Annotated in this window: 14 protein-coding genes and 1 pseudogene; 8 read left to right on the forward strand and 7 right to left on the reverse strand. The window is 71.5% G+C overall.

From position 1 onward, the window contains the following. Nucleotides 1-7: 7 nt before the first annotated feature. From ACIBSV_RS04765 to ACIBSV_RS04775, 3 genes are all read right to left on the reverse strand, one after another. On the reverse strand, nucleotides 8-517 hold the full coding sequence (locus ACIBSV_RS04765; RefSeq protein WP_395859512.1) for a hypothetical protein: 510 nt from the start codon (nucleotides 515-517) through the stop codon (nucleotides 8-10). Between the two features lie 241 nt (nucleotides 518-758). Next, nucleotides 759-1,415 (reverse strand): alpha-ketoglutarate-dependent dioxygenase AlkB family protein, encoded by a 657-nt coding sequence (locus ACIBSV_RS04770; protein WP_395859513.1) that lies wholly within the window; start codon nucleotides 1,413-1,415, stop codon nucleotides 759-761. 19 nt (nucleotides 1,416-1,434) lie between these two features. Further along, nucleotides 1,435-2,259: an enoyl-CoA hydratase family protein gene (locus ACIBSV_RS04775; RefSeq protein ID WP_395859514.1), complete on the reverse strand. Its 825-nt coding sequence runs from the start codon at nucleotides 2,257-2,259 to the stop codon at nucleotides 1,435-1,437. A gap of 342 nt (nucleotides 2,260-2,601) precedes the next feature. Between ACIBSV_RS04775 and ACIBSV_RS04780 the strand changes: the two genes are divergently transcribed. Together ACIBSV_RS04780 and ACIBSV_RS04785 are read left to right on the forward strand one after the other, a co-directional pair. Next, nucleotides 2,602-3,327, forward strand: a complete 726-nt coding sequence (locus ACIBSV_RS04780) for a response regulator transcription factor (protein WP_395859515.1) — start codon at nucleotides 2,602-2,604, stop codon at nucleotides 3,325-3,327. Continuing rightward, nucleotides 3,327-4,721, forward strand: coding sequence for a sensor histidine kinase (locus tag ACIBSV_RS04785; RefSeq protein ID WP_395859516.1), 1,395 nt, complete (start codon nucleotides 3,327-3,329; stop codon nucleotides 4,719-4,721). Before ACIBSV_RS04780 ends, ACIBSV_RS04785 begins: the two co-directional genes overlap by 1 nt. 119 nt (nucleotides 4,722-4,840) lie before the next feature. On the opposite strand, the pseudogene ACIBSV_RS04790 reads toward ACIBSV_RS04785, so the two are convergent. Both ACIBSV_RS04790 and ACIBSV_RS04795 read right to left on the reverse strand, forming a co-directional pair. Beyond that, nucleotides 4,841-5,248 (reverse strand): annotated as a pseudogene (locus tag ACIBSV_RS04790) (PaaI family thioesterase); the annotation flags it as partial. Between the two features lie 66 nt (nucleotides 5,249-5,314). After that, nucleotides 5,315-6,214, reverse strand: coding sequence for an alpha/beta fold hydrolase (locus tag ACIBSV_RS04795; RefSeq protein ID WP_395859517.1), 900 nt, complete (start codon nucleotides 6,212-6,214; stop codon nucleotides 5,315-5,317). Between the two features lie 217 nt (nucleotides 6,215-6,431). Here ACIBSV_RS04795 and ACIBSV_RS04800 point away from each other — a divergent pair, with 217 nt between their 5' ends. From ACIBSV_RS04800 to ACIBSV_RS04820, 5 genes are all read left to right on the forward strand, one after another. Then, nucleotides 6,432-7,892 carry a glycosyltransferase gene (locus ACIBSV_RS04800; protein WP_395859518.1) on the forward strand — a complete coding sequence of 487 codons (1,461 nt, stop codon included), beginning with the start codon at nucleotides 6,432-6,434 and terminating at the stop codon, nucleotides 7,890-7,892. Next, nucleotides 7,889-10,144, forward strand: coding sequence for an ArnT family glycosyltransferase (locus ACIBSV_RS04805; RefSeq protein WP_395859519.1), 2,256 nt, complete (start codon nucleotides 7,889-7,891; stop codon nucleotides 10,142-10,144). Before ACIBSV_RS04800 ends, ACIBSV_RS04805 begins: the two co-directional genes overlap by 4 nt. 67 nt (nucleotides 10,145-10,211) lie before the next feature. Next, nucleotides 10,212-11,486, forward strand: coding sequence for a VWA domain-containing protein (locus ACIBSV_RS04810; RefSeq protein WP_395859520.1), 1,275 nt, complete (start codon nucleotides 10,212-10,214; stop codon nucleotides 11,484-11,486). Beyond that, nucleotides 11,483-12,283, forward strand: coding sequence for a peptidase (locus ACIBSV_RS04815; protein WP_395859521.1), 801 nt, complete (start codon nucleotides 11,483-11,485; stop codon nucleotides 12,281-12,283). The genes ACIBSV_RS04810 and ACIBSV_RS04815 overlap by 4 nt, the downstream gene beginning before the upstream one ends. A gap of 160 nt (nucleotides 12,284-12,443) precedes the next feature. After that, a complete protein-coding gene (locus ACIBSV_RS04820; RefSeq protein ID WP_395859522.1) occupies nucleotides 12,444-12,752 on the forward strand; it encodes an antibiotic biosynthesis monooxygenase family protein in 309 nt (102 codons plus the stop codon). Nucleotides 12,753-12,837: 85 nt separating this feature from the next. Here ACIBSV_RS04820 and ACIBSV_RS04825 read toward each other — a convergent pair whose 3' ends face one another. Both ACIBSV_RS04825 and ACIBSV_RS04830 read right to left on the reverse strand, forming a co-directional pair. Next, nucleotides 12,838-13,347 (reverse strand): hypothetical protein, encoded by a 510-nt coding sequence (locus ACIBSV_RS04825; protein ID WP_395859523.1) that lies wholly within the window; start codon nucleotides 13,345-13,347, stop codon nucleotides 12,838-12,840. Between the two features lie 108 nt (nucleotides 13,348-13,455). Further along, on the reverse strand, nucleotides 13,456-14,244 hold the full coding sequence (locus tag ACIBSV_RS04830) for a dioxygenase (protein ID WP_395859524.1): 789 nt from the start codon (nucleotides 14,242-14,244) through the stop codon (nucleotides 13,456-13,458). Between the two features lie 126 nt (nucleotides 14,245-14,370). On the opposite strand from ACIBSV_RS04830, the gene hrpA reads away from it, so the two are divergent. Further along, a complete protein-coding gene (gene hrpA / locus ACIBSV_RS04835; protein WP_395859525.1) occupies nucleotides 14,371-18,324 on the forward strand; it encodes an ATP-dependent RNA helicase HrpA in 3,954 nt (1,317 codons plus the stop codon). Nucleotides 18,325-18,342 lie beyond the last annotated feature (18 nt).

The raw sequence follows: 18,342 nt of genomic DNA on the forward strand, positions 1-18,342 counted from the left end.
CGTTCGGCTACGCGGATCCGTACGGGATGTCCACCGCGTCGGTGCGGCCGGACCAGGCCAGGTCGAGATGCCAGCATCCCGGCGCGGGCAGGTCGATGTTGGACGGGCCGGGGCCGCCGATCACCTCGCGCGTGACGATGTCGCTGCCGCCGACCAGGGTCGCCTCGATCCGCAGCGTCCCACTCGGCCGCTCCACGCCGTCGGGCCGCGGGCGCACCGCCCACAGGATCTTGCTCGGCCGGCCGGGCCGGGCCGGGGCCGTGTACGGATACCCGAGCAGGATCGCGACGATCTCGCCGCGCGCGCCGAACACATGCGGGGGCGCGGCACCGGGCGCGAGGCCCACCCGCGCCCACTCGGGTAACTCGCCACGGTCGACGGCGGCCCCGCACGGGCCGCTCCCGTGCGCCGGCGACGCGGACACCACCGCCCGGTAGTGCGCCGGCCCGCCGCACGCGACCAGGACCGACGCGCCCACGGCGAGAAGCGGACCGACCCGGCGGCGTCGCGGTGACATGGCGCTCCCAATGGCTCGTGTGGCCGGTCCGATTCGGGCCGACGGCGATGCCGCGCGGTGGACCCGGGACTCCCGAGGAATCCGATGGGTGATCGACCGACTCCGCTCGGTGACTCGTACGAGCGTTCCCTTCCGGGCGTGATCCGTCAACCCCGTCCCGAGGGAAGAGACACCCGGCGTCGGACTCGGGGGTGCCCCGGGGTCGCGGCCGGGTGAGGGCCGCGCCCCGGGAGCGCGGCCCTCACCCGCCGGGTCGGCCCGACGCCCGGATGGTGATGTTGAGCCGCCCGGCGGCCAACCCGGTGCTCGGATCGCCGGTGCCCGGGCGGATCCTGGGCACGCCGTGGTACGCGAGGCGGGACGGGCCGCCGAACACCACCAGGTCGCCGCCGCGCAGTTCCACGTCCGTCCACGGGCGGGTGCGGGTCTCGGTGTTGCCGAACCGAAAGACGCACGTGTCGCCGATGCTCAGCGACACCACCGGGGCCGGCGACTCCTCGTCCGCGTCCCGATGCAGACCCATCCTCGCGTCCGCGTCGTAGAAGTTGACCAGACCGATGTCGTACGGGTCGGCCGGGATCGAGCCGTACACCTCGGCCACCGCCCGCCGGGCCGCGTCGCCGAGCAGTGGCGGGAAGGGCTTGACCCGCTCACCGGTCGGCAGTCGCTCGGTGTAGCGGTACGGCTCCCAATGCAGTCCCAGGCTCACGCTGCGCACGCTCATCACGCCGCCCGACGGCATCACCACGTGCCGCATGCCGGCCGGCGGCGCGGCCCACGACCGCGCCGCCACCACCAGTTCGCGCTGCTCGTCGAGCGAGAGCCAGTCCGGTACGTGCCATGCTCCCGGCGCGATCTCGACCCGCTCCCGGGGCAGCGGGAACAGTTCGCCGTTCACTCCGCGCGCCGCCTCCCGCTCATCCGGTCACCCACTTCGGCTTGCGCTTTTCCCGGAAGGCCGCCATGCCCTCGGTCGCGTCGGGCGAGGCGAACAACTCGGCGGAACGCCGCGCGAGGGCTTGGCCGTCGCGGTCGAAGCCCGCCCGTACCGCGCCGGTGGTGAGCTTCTTGGACTCGATCAGGCCCTGTCGCGAGCACAGGCGGAACGAGGCGACCAGCGCGGCGACCGCGTCGTCCGCGCCGCCGACGCCGTCCACCGCCCGGGTGAGCAGCCCGATCCGCTCGGCCTCCACGCCGTCGAACACGTCGCCGGTGAGGAAGTATCGCGACACCGAGCGCGGGTCCATCCGCGGCGCCGTGGTCAACGAGATCACCGCCGGGCTGAGCCCCAGCCGCGCCTCGGTGAACGCGAAGGTGGCCTGCCCGGGCGCGATCGCCAGGTCCGCCGCGCCGACCAGACCGATCCCGCCCGCGCGCGCGTTGCCCCGCAGGTGCGCGACCACCGGCACCGGTACCTCGACCACCAGCCGCAGCAGCGCAAGCAGTTGCTCGGCGCCGTGCGCCATGCCGCCCGCGGCGGCCTCACGCAGGTCCATGCCCGAACAGAAGGTCGGCCCGGTGTGGGTGAGCACCACCGCGCGCACCCGCTCGTCCACGCCCGCCTCGGCGAGGTGGTGGCGCAGCCGGGCCACCAGGCGCGCGGACAGCGCGTTGCGGTTGGCCGGCGAATCCAGCGTGATGGTGGCGATTCCGTCGTCCAGGCTCATCCGCACCGGGTCGTCGGTGGTGGGCGGGTGCGTCGGCTCGGCGTCCGGGTTGCTGCGTACCGGCTCGGCGTCCACGGTTCTCCTCCGGGTTGGGGGCGGTCGGCGCGACGATCGGGGGTCACCCGTGCCGCGCGGGGCCGGCGCCGCGGTGGGCATGGTTGCCGTCGCGATACCGGTCCCGTGGCCCTGGGGCCTGTCTTCAAACCCCCGTCGGAGGACTGAAGACACGCCCCAGATCCTCACATGAGCGGGTCATCCGCGACCGAACGGCGTCGCTTTCATGTTCCTTTCATGTCCGGCGCGCACATTGGTACGACACGCTTTGTGCCGAGTCCACACGGAGGGTGTCCGCGTGCGACCGTGGGGCGACCCGCAGTAACCGGTCCCCCGGATCCGCCGAATCAAGGAGTCGCCGCCATGACGCCCGCCGCCGACACCGGAACGCCGCACATCCTCGTCGTCGACGACGAACCCGCCGTTCGCGAGGCACTCGAGTCCAGCCTGCGCTTCGAGGGCTACCGGGTCACCCTCGCCGACGAGGGGGTGGCCGCGCTCACCGCGATCTCCGGCGACGCACCCGACCTGGTCCTGTTGGACGTGCTGATGCCGCGCATGGACGGCCTCACCGCGTGCCGGCGACTACGCGCGCGCGGCGACACGCTCCCGGTGCTGATGCTCACCGCGCGCGACGCGGTCGGGGACCGGGTCACCGGGCTCGACGCGGGCGCGGACGACTACCTGGTGAAGCCGTTCGAGCTGGACGAACTGCTGGCCCGGGTACGGGCGCTGCTGCGCCGCAGCGCGATGTCCGGGCCGAGCGAATCAGCCGACGACACGCTCTCCTTCGCCGACCTGCGGATGGACACCGCCTCGCGCGAGGTATCCCGGGCGGGCAAGCCGATCGACCTGACCCGAACGGAGTACACCCTGCTGGAGTTGTTGCTCACCCATCCGCGCCAGGTGCTGACCCGGGAGCAGATCCTGCGCAACGTCTGGGGGTTCGACTTCGAACCCGCGTCCAACTCGCTCGACGTGTACGTGATGTACCTGCGCCGCAAGACCGAGGCGGGCGGCCTGCCCCGGCTGGTGCACACGGTGCGCGGTGTCGGCTACGTGCTGCGCGTGGCGGAAACGCCGGCCTGATGCACCGTCACCTGCCACTGCGCGCCCGCCTGGCGCTGCTCACCGCGCTCGCCGTCGCGCTCGCCGTCGCGGCGGCGGCGGTGACCTGCTGGGTGCTGACGCGCAATCAACTGCGCGAGCAGATGGACCGCACGCTGGCCACCACCGGCACACCGTTCCTGAATCCGCGCGGTGGGCCCAGCTCCACCATCGCGGACATCTGCGGCCGGCCCGCTCCGCCGTTCCAGCGCGGCCTGTTGACCTACCAGGTGATCAGGGCGGACGGGTGGTCCTGCACTCAACTGGGCACCAGCACCGACCCGGTGGCCCCGGTCCCGGTGAGCGATGACGACAAGGCGGTCGCGGCGGGCGGCAAGGAGGTGACATTCCACGACGCGACCGCCAAGGACGGCAGGCACGTCCGGGTGATGACCCAGCGGGTGAGCCGGGACACGGCGGTGTCGGTGTCCCGGCCGCTCGGCGAGATCGAGAGCTCGTTGGACAGCCTCGCCATGTGGCTGGTGGTGGTGAGCGCGATCGGCATCGTGGGCGCCGCGACCCTGGGCCTGTTGGTCGCCCGGGCCGCGCTCAGGCCGGTGGACCGGCTCACCGAGGCGGCCGAACACGTGGCCCGCACCGAGGACCTGGACACCGTGATCCCGATCGCGGGCAAGGACGAGATCGCGCGCCTGGGCCGCTCGTTCAACGCGATGACCGCGTCGCTCAAGGCGTCCCGGCTGCGTCAGCAGCGGTTGATCGCCGACGCGGGACACGAACTGCGCACGCCGCTCACGTCGTTGCGCACCAATACCGACCTGCTGCTGCGCAGCGAGCAGACCGGGCGGCCGATCCCGACCGCCGACAAGGAGCGCCTGCTGCACAACGTCAAGGCACAACTGGTCGAACTCTCCGACCTGGTCGGCGATCTGCTGCTGCTGGCCCGGCCGGAGCAGGTGCCCAACGCACCGCCGACCAGCACCGCCGCGCTGCACACCGCGGTCGAACGCGCGGTGGGGCGGGCCAGGTTGCGTGCGCCGGACGCGCGGATCGAGGTGGACCTCAGTCCCTGGTTCGTGCGCGGCGAACCCGCGTCGCTGGAACGGGCGGTGGTCAACCTGCTGGACAACGCGCTCAAGTTCGGCGGCGCCGAGGGGGAGGCGAGCGTCGAGGTCCGGCTCGAGGACGGCGAACTCACCGTGCGCGACCACGGCCCCGGCATCGCCGAGGCGGACGTGCCGTATGTGTTCGAACGCTTCTGGCGCGCGCCCGCGGCGCGCGGCCTGCCCGGTTCCGGTCTCGGTCTGGCCATCGTGGCCCGCACCACCGCCGAGGCGGGCGGCACGGTGGCCCTCGAGCCCGCCGAGGACGGGCCCGGCACGATCGCCCGCCTCCGCCTCCCGGGCACATCGAGCTGACCGGATCGCCCCGGGCGGAACATCGGGTCGGCCGAAGCGAGGCGGACCGCGTGCCAAAAGCGTGGCAAGCCCGCGCGGCAACCGCGCTGGCGAAGGGTCCGGATGCGGGCGGTCGCCGTCGCCACCGCCACGGGTTCGCCGTCGGGACCGATGAGTTCGCCGGCCAGGAACGCGATGTCCCGGCCCCGCCGCACGACCCGTCCCCGGCCGACCAATCGTCCCGGACGAGCGGGCCGCAGAAACTGCACGTGCAGGTCGAGCGTCGGCGCGAACCCGTCCGCCGGCAACGTCGCGACCAGCGCCGGCCCCAGCGTGTCGTCCAACATCGCGGCCAGGAATCCGCCCTGGATCACACCCACGGGGTTGAGGAAACGATCGTCGATCTCGAACGCCACCTCGATGGTGCCCCGCTCCGGATCGACGTCGACCAGCTTCCACCCGAGCAACGCCGCCGCGGGCGGCGGCGCGACCCTGCCCGCCACCACGTCCCAGAACGGCCCCTGCCCGCGTTGCCCACCCGGCTCCATGGCCCCGGTGAACACGACCCCACCGACGCCCCTGGGCCGCCCGGGGTGGAAGGCGGCCCTCGGGCGTCAGCCCTGGTCGGCGAAAGCGGCCAGGTGCTCCAGCAGCAGGCCCGTCAGGGCTTCCGCGCCGTTCTCCGGGACCCAGTGGTCGACGTCGGCGAGCACCTCGAAGCGGTACGGGCCGGTGACCGAGTCCGCGGTGGCCTCGGCCGCGGCACGGCCGAAGGCGGGGTCGCGGTCGCTCCAGACGTAGAGCGTGGGGGTGGCGATGTCGCCGATGTCGCGCAGCGCCTTCGGGTCGATCGCCCGGTACCAGTTCAACGCGCCGGTGAGCGCGCCCGGTTCGCGCAGAACGGCGAGGTAGCGCTCGGTGAACTCGGTGGGCAGCGAGGCGAACGCCGCGCGCAGGTAGGCCGCGTCGTCCCCCAACAGCTTCTCCTCGGCCACCCCGCGGGTGCGGAACAGCCGAATGTACGAGGACTGTTCCCGCTGTCCGGTGGAGTCGTCGCGCACCGCCGCGGTGAGTGCGAGCGGATGCGGCGTGGACACCACCGTCAGGGTGCGCAGCCGTTCCGGGTGCAGGCCCGCCACCTGCCAGGCGAGCGCACCGCCCCAGTCGTGGCCGACCAGGTCCACCCGGGTCGATCCGAGCGCGTCCAGCACGGCGATCACGTCGCCGACCAACTCGTCGCGCCCGTAGGCCGATTCCTGGGGAGGGCGGGCTCCCGGCGAGTAGCCGCGCTGGTCGAACGCGATGGCCCGGTAGCCGGCCCGCGCCAGTCCCAGGAGTTGCGCCGTCCAGGACGCGGACGTCTGCGGGAAGCCGTGCAGGAACAACACCGGCCGGCCGTCCGCCGGTCCGGCCACTCGGGCGTTGAAATTCCATCCGCCCGCCGGGATCTCCACGGCCTCCACGAACGGTTGCGCGGAGTCCGCACCGACTGATCTACCCGCCGAGGTATTCATCCGACCTCCGGATCGCTGTGTCGCGCCGTACCGGTCCTGCGATCGGCAGCATAGGCGCGTCTCGGACCGCGAGATTCGCATCCCACCACCGTCCCGCGCCACCCCCCGTCCGTCTCCGTGCCCGGGACACCCCGGTTTCCGGCCGCCGCGACGATTCTCATCCCACCTTAAGAAACGCCTCAGACGGCTCCCAGGCCCGCTCGACAACGTCACCGGCATGAGCCTGACGACACCGATTCGCACCCGGATCGTGGACGTGGTGGTGCCCGTGTACAACGAGGCGCACGTCCTGGCCGCCAGCGTGCGCCGTCTGCACGCCTATCTGCTCGGCGGATTCCCCTACGCCTTCCGCATCGTCATCGCGGACAACGCCAGCACCGACCGGACCTGGCAGGTGGCCCGCGACCTGGCGCGCGAACTGCCGCACGTACGCGCCGTGCACCTGGACCGCAAGGGCCGCGGCCGGGCGCTGCGCAAGGTGTGGACCGAGTCCGACGCGGACGTGGTCGCCTACATGGACGTCGATCTGTCCACCGACCTGGACGCCTTCCTCCCGCTGGTCGCGCCGTTGGTCAGCGGTCACAGCGATCTCGCCATCGGCACCCGGCTGGCCCGTTCGGCGGCGGTGGTCCGCGGTCCCCGCCGCGAGGTGGTGTCGCGGTCCTACAACCTGCTGCTGCGCGGGGTGTTCGCGGCGCGCTTCTCGGACGCCCAGTGCGGCTTCAAGGCGGTGCGCACGGTGGTCGCGCAGGCGCTGTTGCCGCACGTCCACGACGAGGAGTGGTTCTTCGACACCGAACTGCTGTTGCTGGCCGAGCGCAACGGGCTGCGGATCCACGAGGTCCCGGTGGACTGGGTCGATGATCCGGACAGCCGGGTCGACGTGCTGCGCACCGCGCTGGACGATCTGCGCGGCATGGCGCGGGTGGCCCGGCGGATCGCGGCGGGCACCTTCCGGGTCTCGGTCCCGCCCCGGGTACGCGAGGCGCGGCTGCCGCGCGGCATGCGCGCGCAGTTGCCGCGCTTCGCGCTGATCGGGGTGCTGAGCACGCTGGCACACCTGCTGCTGTACATCCTGCTGCGCGACGGCATGGGCGCGCTCGCGGCCAACGCGCTGGCCCTGACCGTCACCACGATCGCGAACACCGCGGCCAACCGCCGATTCACCTTCGGGATCCGCGGCCGGGCCGGGGCCTGGCGCCATCAGGCCCAGGGCGGCCTGGCCTTCGTCGTCGGCCTGGGCCTGAGCAGCGCGACGCTGGCCGCGCTGCACGCCGCGACCGCCCGGCCCTCGCGCACGGTCGAGGTGGGCGCACTGGTGGGCGCGGGCGTGGTCGCCACCGTCGTGCGCTTCCTGCTGCTGCGGGTGTGGGTGTTCCGGACCGCGCGAGTCGCCGCCTCGGTGGGTCCGTTCGATCCCTCGGACCCGACGTCCGCGGCGGATCCGGGGGCTTCGGCGACCGCGACAGGCCCGGGCCGGGCGATCGCCTCGGTGACTTCGATCACGTCCGACGCGGCCGGCGGCTCGACCCCTTCGGCGGCTTCGACCGCCCGGACCGCCCCGGCCACACGGATCTCCTCGGCCCCCTCGCACCGGTCCGCCGGCGCGACCGAATCCGCCGGTCCGACCGGCATCGACTCCGCCGGTTCGACCGGCTCGGCAGGTGAGGACGCATGACCGCCGTAGTGGCTCCGCTCCCCGTACCGCGTCCCGACGCCGGCAGCGCGACCGGCAAACCCTGGTACGCCCGGCCGGTTCGCGGGCGCGAGGCGGACGCGCCCTGGGTGCGTCCCGCGTTCCTCGCCCTGCTGGTGGGCACCGGCCTGCTGTACATCTGGGGCCTGGGCGCCTCCGGCTGGGCCAACTCCTTCTATTCGGCCGCGGTCCAGGCCGGGACCGAGAGTTGGAAGGCGTTCTTCTTCGGCTCCTCGGACGCGGGCAACTCGATCACCGTCGACAAGACCCCCGCGTCGTTGTGGGTGATGGGCCTGTCCGCACGGGTCTTCGGCGTCAACGCGTGGAGCATCCTGGTCCCGCAGGCCCTGGAGGGCGTCGCCACGGTCGGCGTGCTCTACCTCGCGGTACGGCGCCGGTTCCCGGCCTGGGCGGGTCTGTTGGCCGGCGCGCTGCTCGCACTCACGCCGGTCGCGGCGCTGATGTTCCGGTTCAACAACCCGGACGCGCTGCTGGTACTGCTGCTCACCGTCGCCGCGTACGCGGTGTTGCGTGCCCAGGAGAGCGCGAGTACCCGCTGGTTGGTGCTGGCCGGCGCGTGTGTGGGCTTCGGCTTCCTGGCCAAGATGCTCCAGGCGTTCCTGATCGTGCCGGCCTTCGCGCTGGTGTACCTGGTGTGCGCGCCGGTCGGGTTCTGGCGCCGGGTGGTGCAACTGCTGTGGTCCGGTCTCGCGTTGCTGATCGCGGGCGGATGGTGGATCGCCATCGTCGAACTGTGGCCGGAATCCTCCCGCCCCTACATCGGCGGCTCGCAACACAACTCGATCCTGGAACTCACGCTGGGCTACAACGGGCTCGGCCGGCTCAACGGCAACGAGACCGGCAGCGTGGGCGGCGGAGGCGGCGGAGGCGGCGGACCGCGCGGCGGCGGTGGCGGCAACTGGGGTGCCACCGGGTGGGACCGGTTGTTCAACGCCGAGATGGGCGGCCAGATCTCCTGGTTGTTGCCCTCCGCGCTGATCCTGCTCGCGGTGGGCCTGTGGCTGACCCGACGCGCACCGCGCACCGATCCCGCCCGCGCGGCGATCGTGCTGTGGGGCGGCTGGCTGTTGATCACGGCGTTGGTCTTCAGTTACATGGCGGGCATCTTCCACGCCTACTACAACATCGCGTTGGCGCCGGCGATCGCCGCGGTGGTGGCGATGGGCGCCGCGCTGCTGTGGGAACTGCGCCGGGTCGTGCGCGCGGCGGCGGTCACGGCGCTGACCGTGATGGTCGGCGCGTGGTGGTCGTACCACCTGCTCGACCGGACGCCGGACTGGCATCCGTGGCTGCGCCACGTCGTGCTGATCGGCGGAGTCTTCGGCGGACTGGGCCTGTTCGGCGCCGCGCTGACCGCGCTGCGCGGGCTCGCGCCGGTGGCCGCCGCGGTCTCGGTGGCCGCGCTGCTCGCGGGACCTGCGGCGTACACGTGGGACACCGTCTCGACCGCCAAGGGCGGGTCGATCCCGTCGGCGGGGCCGGCCGGAATGGGCTTCGGGCGCGGCGGGCCCGGTGGACCCGGTGGCATGGCGGGCGGACCCCGGTCGTTCCAGGGCGGCCCGCCGGGACCGGCCCAGGGCGGCCAACCGGGTCAGGGCGGCCAGGCGTTCCCGGGCACCCCGGGGCAGAACGGCCAGGCCCCCGACGGCACCGGCGGCACGCGAGGGCAGCGCCCCACGCCGGGCAACGGCGGCGCTCCGCAGGGCAACGGCGGGATGACGCCCCGTCAGGGCGGCGGCATGGGCGGCGGCGGGATGGGCGACGGCGGGATGGGCGGACTGCTCAACGGCAGCACACCCGGCAAGGAGGTCGTCGACACGCTGAAGCGCGACAGCGACGCGTACACGTGGGTGGCCGCCTCGGTCGGCTCGAACAGCGCCTCGGGCTATCAACTGGCCACCGGCAAGCCGGTCATGCCGATCGGCGGATTCAACGGCAGCGACCCCTCGCCGACCCTGGCCGAGTTCCAAAAGTTGGTCACGGACGGTCGGATCCACTACTTCATCGGCGGCGGAGCCGGCGGCATGGGCGGCGGCGCGGGCGGTGACGGCATGGGCGGCGGAATGCGCAGCATGGGCGGCAGCAACGCCTCCCAGGCCATCGCGACCTGGGTCGCGCAGACGTTCACCGCGACCACCGTGGGCGGGGTGACGTTGTACGACCTGACCGCGCCCGCCGGGAATGTTTCCGACGAATCGTCATCAACCGCCTGACGGGTTGTCAATCGGCCTACGGCAGACGGCAAACGGCGGGCCGTTTTGATCCGTAGGATCCTCCCCCGTGACGATCAAGATGCGAAAGGTCGGGGCCGGCTTGATCGGCCTGCTGACGACCTTGGCTGTCGTGGGCGGTTCCGCACCGTCCGCGATGGCCGACGAGACGAATCCGACCGGGCCTCCGCCGAAAGTCGAGCTGGTACTCGACGTGAGCGGATCGATGAAGGCCAACGACGCCGGCGGGATGACCCGCATGGACGCCGCGAAGAAGGCCTTCAACGAGGTCGTGGACAGCGTCCCGGAGCCCGCCGACTTCGGCGTGCGGGTGCTGGGTGCCACCTACCCGGGCAACGACAAGGCCAAGGGGTGCGTGGACACCCAGCAGTTGGCCCCGGTCGGCAGGCCCAACAAGGTCGTGATCAAGAACGAGATCGCCAAGCTGGCCCCGACCGGCTGGACCCCGATCGCGCTGTCGTTGCGCGAGGCCGCCAAGGACCTCGGCACCGGCACCGGCAGCCGTCGGATCGTCCTGATCACCGACGGCGAGGAGACCTGCGCGCCGCCCGACCCGTGCGACGTGGCCCGCGAGTTGGCCGCGTCCGGACTCAACCTGATCGTGGACACGCTGGGCCTGGTCCCGGACGAGAACACCCGTCGTCAGCTCTCCTGCATCGCGGAGGCCACCGGCGGCACCTACACCTCGGTGCTCAACGCGGACGAGTTGTCGCAGAAGGTCCAGCAGATCGTCAAGCGCGCGGTGCGCGAGGCGGACGAGACGCCCGCGTCGGTCAAGGGCAGCCCGAACGGCTGCCAGGACGCGCCGTTGCTGGCGCCCGGTGTCTACAGCGACCGCGAGGAGTTCAGCCAGCACCTCTGGTACAAGGTCCCGGTCAAGCCGAACCAGGAGTTGCGGGCCACCGCGACGGTGGGTTCCGACCGCAAGGTCGCGCGCGACTACGACGTGACGGTCACCGCGTTCAGCGAGGACGGCCGTGAACTGGTCGGCAACGCGGGGGCGGGCAACGGCCGCACGGACGTGCAGTCCGCCGGTCTGCGCTACCCGTACAAGACCGACAGTGACAACGCGAAGACCAGGACGATCTGCCTGGTCGTCACCAACGCGTTCGCCGCGCAGCCGAACGTGGCCACCAAGCCGGGCCTGCCGCTGGAGTTGACGGTGGACCTGGTCCAGGCCACCGACAGCAAGGCCGCGAACGTGCACGGCCTGGGCCGCGGTTGGGTGTTCCTGGGCGTACTCGCCGGGTTCGGCCTGATTGCCGGGTTGTTGGCCGGCTGGCTGCGCCGGGCGTTCAAGGCTCTCGGGAAGGCGATGTCATGACGAGCGCGATCCGTGGAATCAAGCGGGCGTTGGCGACGGTCGCCGCGGCGTTCGTGGGCGTGACGCTGTTCGCGGCGCCGGCGATGGCCGATCAGGACGTGCCGCCGGGGACGTCGTTCCTGGGCGCGGGCACGCTCGCGCTCGGCCAGGACGCGCGCTGGTCGGCGTCCCAAGGCGAATATCTGTACTGGCAGTTCCCGGCCAAGGCGGGCAAGGAGATCCACGCCAAGGTGGATCTGGAGTTGGCCTCCGGCAACGCGCGCAGCGGCCCGGTGACCTACCGGATCGAGATCTACGACGGCCTGCGTCGGCGCCAGCCGTGCGTGGAGGGCAAGCAGGTCGCCACGGCGCAGAAGACCGACACCAAGCTCGGCCTGACCTGCACCCCGCGTACGGTCCGCGACTGGGCCGAGCCGTGGTCCACCGACCCGCTGCCCGGGATGTACTTCGTCCGGATCGCCGCGATGGACGTGCCCGACCTGGACGCGGGCGCCGCGACCAAGGTGACGGTGCGGGTGGACACCAAGGACGGCGACGACCAGGTACCGACCTCGGACCGGCGGCTGTCCGACCCCCTGGTGCCGATCACCAAGGCCGGCTCGGTGCTCAAGAGCGGCCAGACGGCGGATACCCGGTCGGTGGCCTGGGACCAGGAAGAGGACCACTGGTACCAGTGGGACTGGATGGACGGTCCGAACGCGCGGTGGTTCTGGACCGCGATGGCGACCTTCGTCGCCGTGGTGTTCGGCATCCTGGGCTACCAGCTGACCCGGAAGAAGCGGAGCTGGTTCGGCTGACACCGCCCGGCCGACGGTCCGTGGGCCGGTCGTCGGCGTGGCGAACCGCCCCGGCGCGATCCGCGCCGGGGCGGTTCGCCATGATCCTCCTGTCGCCCGGACCCGGATCGTTCACCCGATCCGAGCCCGGCAGCCGATCCGACCGAGCAGGGAGCCTGTCATGATCATCGAGCACGCGGACATCACCGTCGCGGAAGGTCGCGAGGCCGAATTCGAGGCCGCGTTCCTGCGGGGCCGCGAGGTCGTCGCCAAGTCCGACGGCTTCCGCTGGGCGCGCCTGATCCGCCAGGTCGAGTCGCCCACGTCGTACCTGCTGCTGATCGGCTGGGAGACCCTGGAGGCGCACACGGTCGGCTTCCGCGAGTCGGACCTGTTTCCGCAGTGGCGGGCCATCGTCGGCGAGTTCTTCGCGGTCCCGCCGACGATCGTGCACTACGAGAGCGGCCTGACCCCGGCCGACGAGGCCTGAGGCGCGGAACGCGTCGATACCGAGGTCCCTCGCCCGAGACGGGCGGGGGACCTTCGCGTGTACCGACCCCGGGGCCCGCCCGGGCTCACTCCTCCCACAACCCGGCCACGGTCAGGCCCGGGTCGATGTCGGCCAGGGCCCGGGTCGGGTCCAGGGTGGGGAGCACCCGGTGGGTCGCCGCCGCGTGCGCGTAGACCAACAGGAGGTCCTCGGCGGTCCAGCGGACCGAGGGCCAGACCGCGTCGCGGCCCGGGCACAGGCGGGTCAGGCGGGTGTGAAACTCGTCGAGTTCGGCCGGATTGGTGAAGGTCCGAGCCGCCTCGATCGCGTCGTGGTCGGTGCGCAGGAGCGCGTGCGTCGGCACCACGGGAACTCGCATCACGGCGTCCGGGTCGGCGTCCGACATGCCCAGGCCGCGCGCGACGCGGTGCAGCGCCGACGCCATCAGCAGCGCGACGAGCAGCCCGCTGTCCTCCCGTACACCGCCGGACGGGAAGAACCTCGCCGCCCAGAAACGCTGTTCGGTGTTCAGGTGCTCACGCACGAGCATGCAGCCGACTCCCACGCAGCTCTGCGGCAGGGTTCTGGCAGCCATGCGGCTACGTTACGGCTCCGGTGGCGCGCCGTGGCGCAGTTCCATTTATTTACGACATTGGCCTTATTCGGACCATCCGGCTCCGCCGCGCCATCCGGCTCCGCCGCGTCAGCCCAGTTGGATGGATCGCTTGGAGAGCCCGAACCAGAAGCCGTCGATCACCTGGCTCAGCCGGTCCAGATCCTCGTGGCCGGCGCCGAGCGAGACGAACAGCGGCGCGAGGTGCTCGGTCCTGGGGTGCGCCAGGCGCGCGGCGGGCGCCTTGTGGGTGAAGTCGAGCAGCGCGTCCACGTCGCCGGCGCGGAACGCCTCGTCGCCCCAGTGGTCGAACTCGCTCGACCACCCCGGCGCCGGCGCGTCCGCCCGGGGATCCAGGCCACGCAGGTTGTGCGTGAAGAAACCGCTGCCCACGATCAGCACACCCTCCTCGCGCAGCGGCGCGAGCCGTCGGCCGACCTCGTACAGCCGCACCGGGTCCAGCGTGGGCAGCGACATCTGGAGCACCGGCACGTCGGCGTCCGGGTACATCTCGACCAGCGGTACGTACGCGCCGTGGTCGAGGCCGCGCTCCGGCACATCCTGCACGTCGGGTCCGAGCAGCGCCCGCACCCGCGCCGCGAGGTCGGGGGCACCCGGCGCCGGATACGTGACCCGGTAGTAGTGCTCCGGGAAGCCACCGAAGTCGTACACGAGCGGAATCGTGCGGGTCGCGCCGAGCGCGATCGGGGCGTCCTCCCAGTGCGCGGACACCATCAGGATCGCCGTGGGCCTGGGCAGCTCGGCGGACCAGGCGGCGAGCTGGCCGGTCCACAGCGCGTCGTCCGCGAGCGGCGGTGCGCCGTGACCGAGGTAGACGACGGGCATGCGCGCGGCGCCCCGGGGCGAGGTGGTGTCCATGCGCCCAGGATACCAAGTAGTTCTACGTTCAACAATTGACATGGCAGGAGGATCTGCCGGGGGATCGCCGTCGGGAGTAATCCGCTGGCCTGCGCCCCCGGGGTGCCACTTATCCTTGACCCCGTAATGGGAACGCCAGTAGCCACATCTCAGCTCGCCGACCTCCAGGCGCGCCTGCCCCACCTGATGCTTCGGGATCAGGACCGTCTGCGCCGTCGTCTCGACCGGACCCGCAAGAACCGCAAGGGTCCGCAGCAGGTCGCCGAGACCGAGAGCCTGATCACCGCGTTCGACGCCGCCGAGACGCGGGTCGCGAACCGGCGCGCCGCCGTGCCCACGATCGGCTACCCCGAAGCGCTGCCGGTCAGCCAAAAGAAGGACGACATCCTGGCCGCGATCCGCGACCACCAGGTCGTGATCGTCGCGGGCGAGACCGGCTCCGGAAAGACCACCCAGATCCCGAAGATCTGCCTGGAGCTGGGTCGCGGGGTGCAGGGCCTGATCGGGCACACCCAGCCGCGCCGGATCGCCGCGCGTACGGTCGGCGACCGCATCGCCGAGGAGCTGGGCGGACAACTGGGCGACGTGGTCGGCTACAAGGTCCGCTTCAACGACCAGTCCAGTGACAACACGCTGGTCAAGCTGATGACCGACGGCATCCTGCTCGCCGAGGTGCAAAACGATCGGCTGCTGCGGCAGTACGACACGCTGATCATCGACGAGGCGCACGAACGCAGCCTCAACATCGACTTCCTGCTCGGTTACCTCAAACAGTTGTTGCCGCGCCGTCCCGACCTCAAGGTGATCATCACCTCGGCCACGATCGACCCGGAGCGCTTCTCGCAGCACTTCGACGACGCGCCGATCATCGAGGTGTCCGGCCGTACGTATCCCGTCGAGGTGCGCTATCGCCCGCTCGTCGCGGAGATCGACGAGGACGAGGACGACGAGGAGAGCGGGGGCAAACGCCGCGCCGACGATCGTGATCAGGTACAGGCGATCAGCGACGCGGTGGACGAACTGCTCGGCGAGGCGTCCGGCGACATCCTGGTCTTCCTCAGCGGTGAGCGCGAGATCCGGGACACCGCCGAGGCGCTGAACAAACGACAGCTGCGCAACACCGAGGTACTGCCCCTGTACGCGCGCCTGTCCGCCGCCGAACAACATCGGGTCTTCCAGCAACACACCGGGCGACGCATCGTGCTCGCGACCAACGTCGCCGAGACCTCGCTGACCGTGCCGGGCATCAAGTACGTGATCGACCCCGGCACCGCCCGGATCTCCCGGTACAGCCTGCGCACCAAGGTGCAGCGGCTGCCGATCGAGGCCGTCTCGCAGGCCTCCGCCAACCAGCGCAAGGGCCGCAGCGGGCGCACCTCGGACGGCATCTGCATCCGGCTGTACTCACAGGAGGACTTCGAGTCGCGGCCCGAGTTCACCGACCCGGAGATCCTGCGCACCAACCTGGCCTCGGTCATCCTCCAGATGACCGCGCTGGGCCTCGGCGACATCGCCGCGTTCCCGTTCGTGGAGCCGCCGGACCGGCGCAACATCAAGGACGGCGTCCAACTCCTCCAGGAACTGGGCGCGCTGGACCCGGACGAGCCGGACGTACGCAAGCGGCTGACCCCGGTCGGCCGCAAGTTGTCCCAGTTGCCGGTCGACCCGCGTCTGGCCCGGATGATCCTGGAGGCGGACCGCAACGGCGTGGTGCGCGAGGTGCTGATCATCGCCTCCGCACTGTCCATCCAGGATCCGCGCGAGCGCCCCGCGGAACACCAGCAGCACGCCGATCAGTTGCACGCGCGGTTCGCGGACAAGGAATCCGACTTCCTGGCGTACCTCAACCTGTGGAACTACATCAAGGAACAGCGCGACGAGCTGTCCTCGAGCCGGTTCCGCAAGTTGTGCAAGAGCGAGTTCCTGCACTACCTGCGCATACGTGAATGGCAGGATCTGCACAGCCAGTTGCGCTCGGCCGCCAAGTCGCTCGGGATCGAGGCCGTCGGCGAACCGCAGGAGCCGAACACGCAGCACATCCACACCGCGATCCTGTCCGGACTGCTCTCGCACATCGGCCTGATGGACCCGGCCAAGCGCGAGTACGGCGGCGCGCGCGGCACCCGCTTCTCGGTCTTCCCCGGCTCGGCGCTGTTCAAGAAGCCGCCGCGGTGGGTGATGGCGGCCGAACTCGTCGAGACGTCCCGCCTGTGGGCGCGGATCGCCGGGCGGATCGAGCCCGAGTGGATCGAGCCGCTGGCCGGGCACCTGATCAAGCGCACCTACAGCGAGCCGCACTGGGAACAGAAGATGGCCGCGGTGATGGCCTACGAGAAGGTCACGCTGTACGGCGTGCCGATCGTGGCCGCGCGAAAGGTCGGCTACGGCAAGGTCGACCCGGAGCTGTCCCGCGAACTGTTCATCCGGCACGCCCTGGTGGAGGGCGACTGGCGTACGCACCACAAGTTCTTCGCGGCCAACCGGCGCCTGCTCGCGGACGTCGAGGAACTCGAACACCGGGCCCGCCGCCGGGACATCATGGTCGACGACGAGACCCTGTTCGACTTCTACGACGAACGCATCCCGGCCGATGTGGTCTCCGGACGGCACTTCGACGCGTGGTGGAAGAAGGCCCACCGGGCCGAGCCGGATCTGCTGAGCTTCGAGAAGTCCATGCTGATCAACGCCAAGGCGGGCGCGATCACCGAGGAGGACTACCCGAACACGTGGGTCGAGGAGGGCTTGGAGCTCAAGCTGACCTATCAGTTCGAGCCCGGCTCGAACGCGGACGGGGTCACCGCGCACATCCCGGTCGCGGTGCTCAACCAGCTCACCGGCGAGGGCTTCGACTGGCAGATCCCGGGCCTGCGCGAGGAATTGGTGACCTCGTACATCCGTGCGCTGCCCAAGGGCATCCGCCGCGGCTTCGTGCCGGCGCCGGACTACGCGCGCGCGATCCTGGCCCGGATCCCGGCTCGCCGGGGGTCTTTGGTGGACGTGCTGGAGCGCGAGTTGAGCCGGATGGCCGGCATGCCGGTCAAGCGCGAGACGTGGGACCTGACGAAGGTGCCCGAGCACCTGCGGATGACCTTCCGGGTGCTCGACGACGACCGGCGCACGCTCGCCGAGGGCAAGGACCTGGAGGCGCTCAAGCTCAAGCTGCGCGACCGGATGCGGGCCGCGGTGTCCGAGGCGGCGAGCACGCTGGACATCGAGCGCACGGGCGTCACCGCCTGGAGCATCGGCGAACTGCCGCGTGTGGTCGAACAGCGACGCGGGCCGCTGGTGGTCAAGGCGTATCCGGCGCTGGTCGACGAGGGCGCGTCGGTGGCGGTCCGGCTGTTCGACAGCGAACCCGAGCAGTCGCGCGCGATGCGGCGCGGAACGCGGCGTCTGGTGCTGCTGAACGTGCAGTCGCCGGTCAAGCAGATCCAGGGCCGGCTGCCCAACATGGCCAAGTTGACGCTCAGCCACAACCCGCACGGCGGCATCGACGCGCTCTTCGAGGACATCCTCGCGTGCGCGGCGGACATGCTGATCCAGGACGCGGGCGGCCCGGTGTGGGACGAGGCCGGCTTCGCGCGGCTGCGTGATCGGGTCAAGGCCGGGCTGCCTCGGCTGACCGAGGACACCGTGGTCAAGGTCGAGCGCGTCCTGGGTGCGTCGCACAACGTGGCCGGGCGGCTGAAGGCCACCCGGAGTCCCGCGCTGGCACCGGCGCTCGCCGACTTGAAGGCGCAGTACACGGCGCTGGTGCACAAGGGCTTCGTGACCGAGGCGGGTTGGCGCCGGCTGCCGGACGTGCATCGCTATCTCCAGGCGATGGAGCGCCGGTTGCAGCGTCTGGAGGCGGACCCGGTCCGAGATCGCGAGCGCATGTTGAAGGTCCATCAGATCCAGGCGGCCTACCGGGACCTGATGGACCGTCAAACCAAGGGCGGACCGATCCCGGCGGACGTCGCGGCGGTGCGCTGGCAGATCGAGGAACTGCGGGTGAGCTACTTCGCCCAGTCGCTCGGCACACCGCAGCCGGTGTCCGACAAGCGGATCCTGAAGACGATCGAGGAATTGGGCCAGTAGGCCGGGGGCGGCGCGTCG

The organism is Embleya sp. NPDC050154, from assembly GCF_044460165.1.
In the GTDB taxonomy this organism is placed as follows: Bacteria; Actinomycetota; Actinomycetes; order Streptomycetales; family Streptomycetaceae; genus Embleya.

Bases quoted from the DNA above. Each gene is read 5' to 3' on its own strand.
- ACIBSV_RS04800 (WP_395859518.1), top strand. From the start codon at position 6,432: ATGAGCCTGACGACACCGATTCGCACCCGGATCGTGGACGTGGTGGTG.
- ACIBSV_RS04805 (WP_395859519.1), top strand. From the start codon at position 7,889: ATGACCGCCGTAGTGGCTCCGCTCCCCGTACCGCGTCCCGACGCCGGC.
- ACIBSV_RS04825 (WP_395859523.1), bottom strand. From the start codon at position 13,347: ATGGCTGCCAGAACCCTGCCGCAGAGCTGCGTGGGAGTCGGCTGCATG.
- ACIBSV_RS04795 (WP_395859517.1), bottom strand. From the start codon at position 6,214: ATGAATACCTCGGCGGGTAGATCAGTCGGTGCGGACTCCGCGCAACCG.
- ACIBSV_RS04815 (WP_395859521.1), top strand. From the start codon at position 11,483: ATGACGAGCGCGATCCGTGGAATCAAGCGGGCGTTGGCGACGGTCGCC.
- hrpA (WP_395859525.1), top strand. From the start codon at position 14,371: ATGGGAACGCCAGTAGCCACATCTCAGCTCGCCGACCTCCAGGCGCGC.
- ACIBSV_RS04820 (WP_395859522.1), top strand. From the start codon at position 12,444: ATGATCATCGAGCACGCGGACATCACCGTCGCGGAAGGTCGCGAGGCC.
- ACIBSV_RS04765 (WP_395859512.1), bottom strand. From the start codon at position 517: ATGTCACCGCGACGCCGCCGGGTCGGTCCGCTTCTCGCCGTGGGCGCG.
- ACIBSV_RS04830 (WP_395859524.1), bottom strand. From the start codon at position 14,244: ATGGACACCACCTCGCCCCGGGGCGCCGCGCGCATGCCCGTCGTCTAC.
- ACIBSV_RS04785 (WP_395859516.1), top strand. From the start codon at position 3,327: ATGCACCGTCACCTGCCACTGCGCGCCCGCCTGGCGCTGCTCACCGCG.
- ACIBSV_RS04780 (WP_395859515.1), top strand. From the start codon at position 2,602: ATGACGCCCGCCGCCGACACCGGAACGCCGCACATCCTCGTCGTCGAC.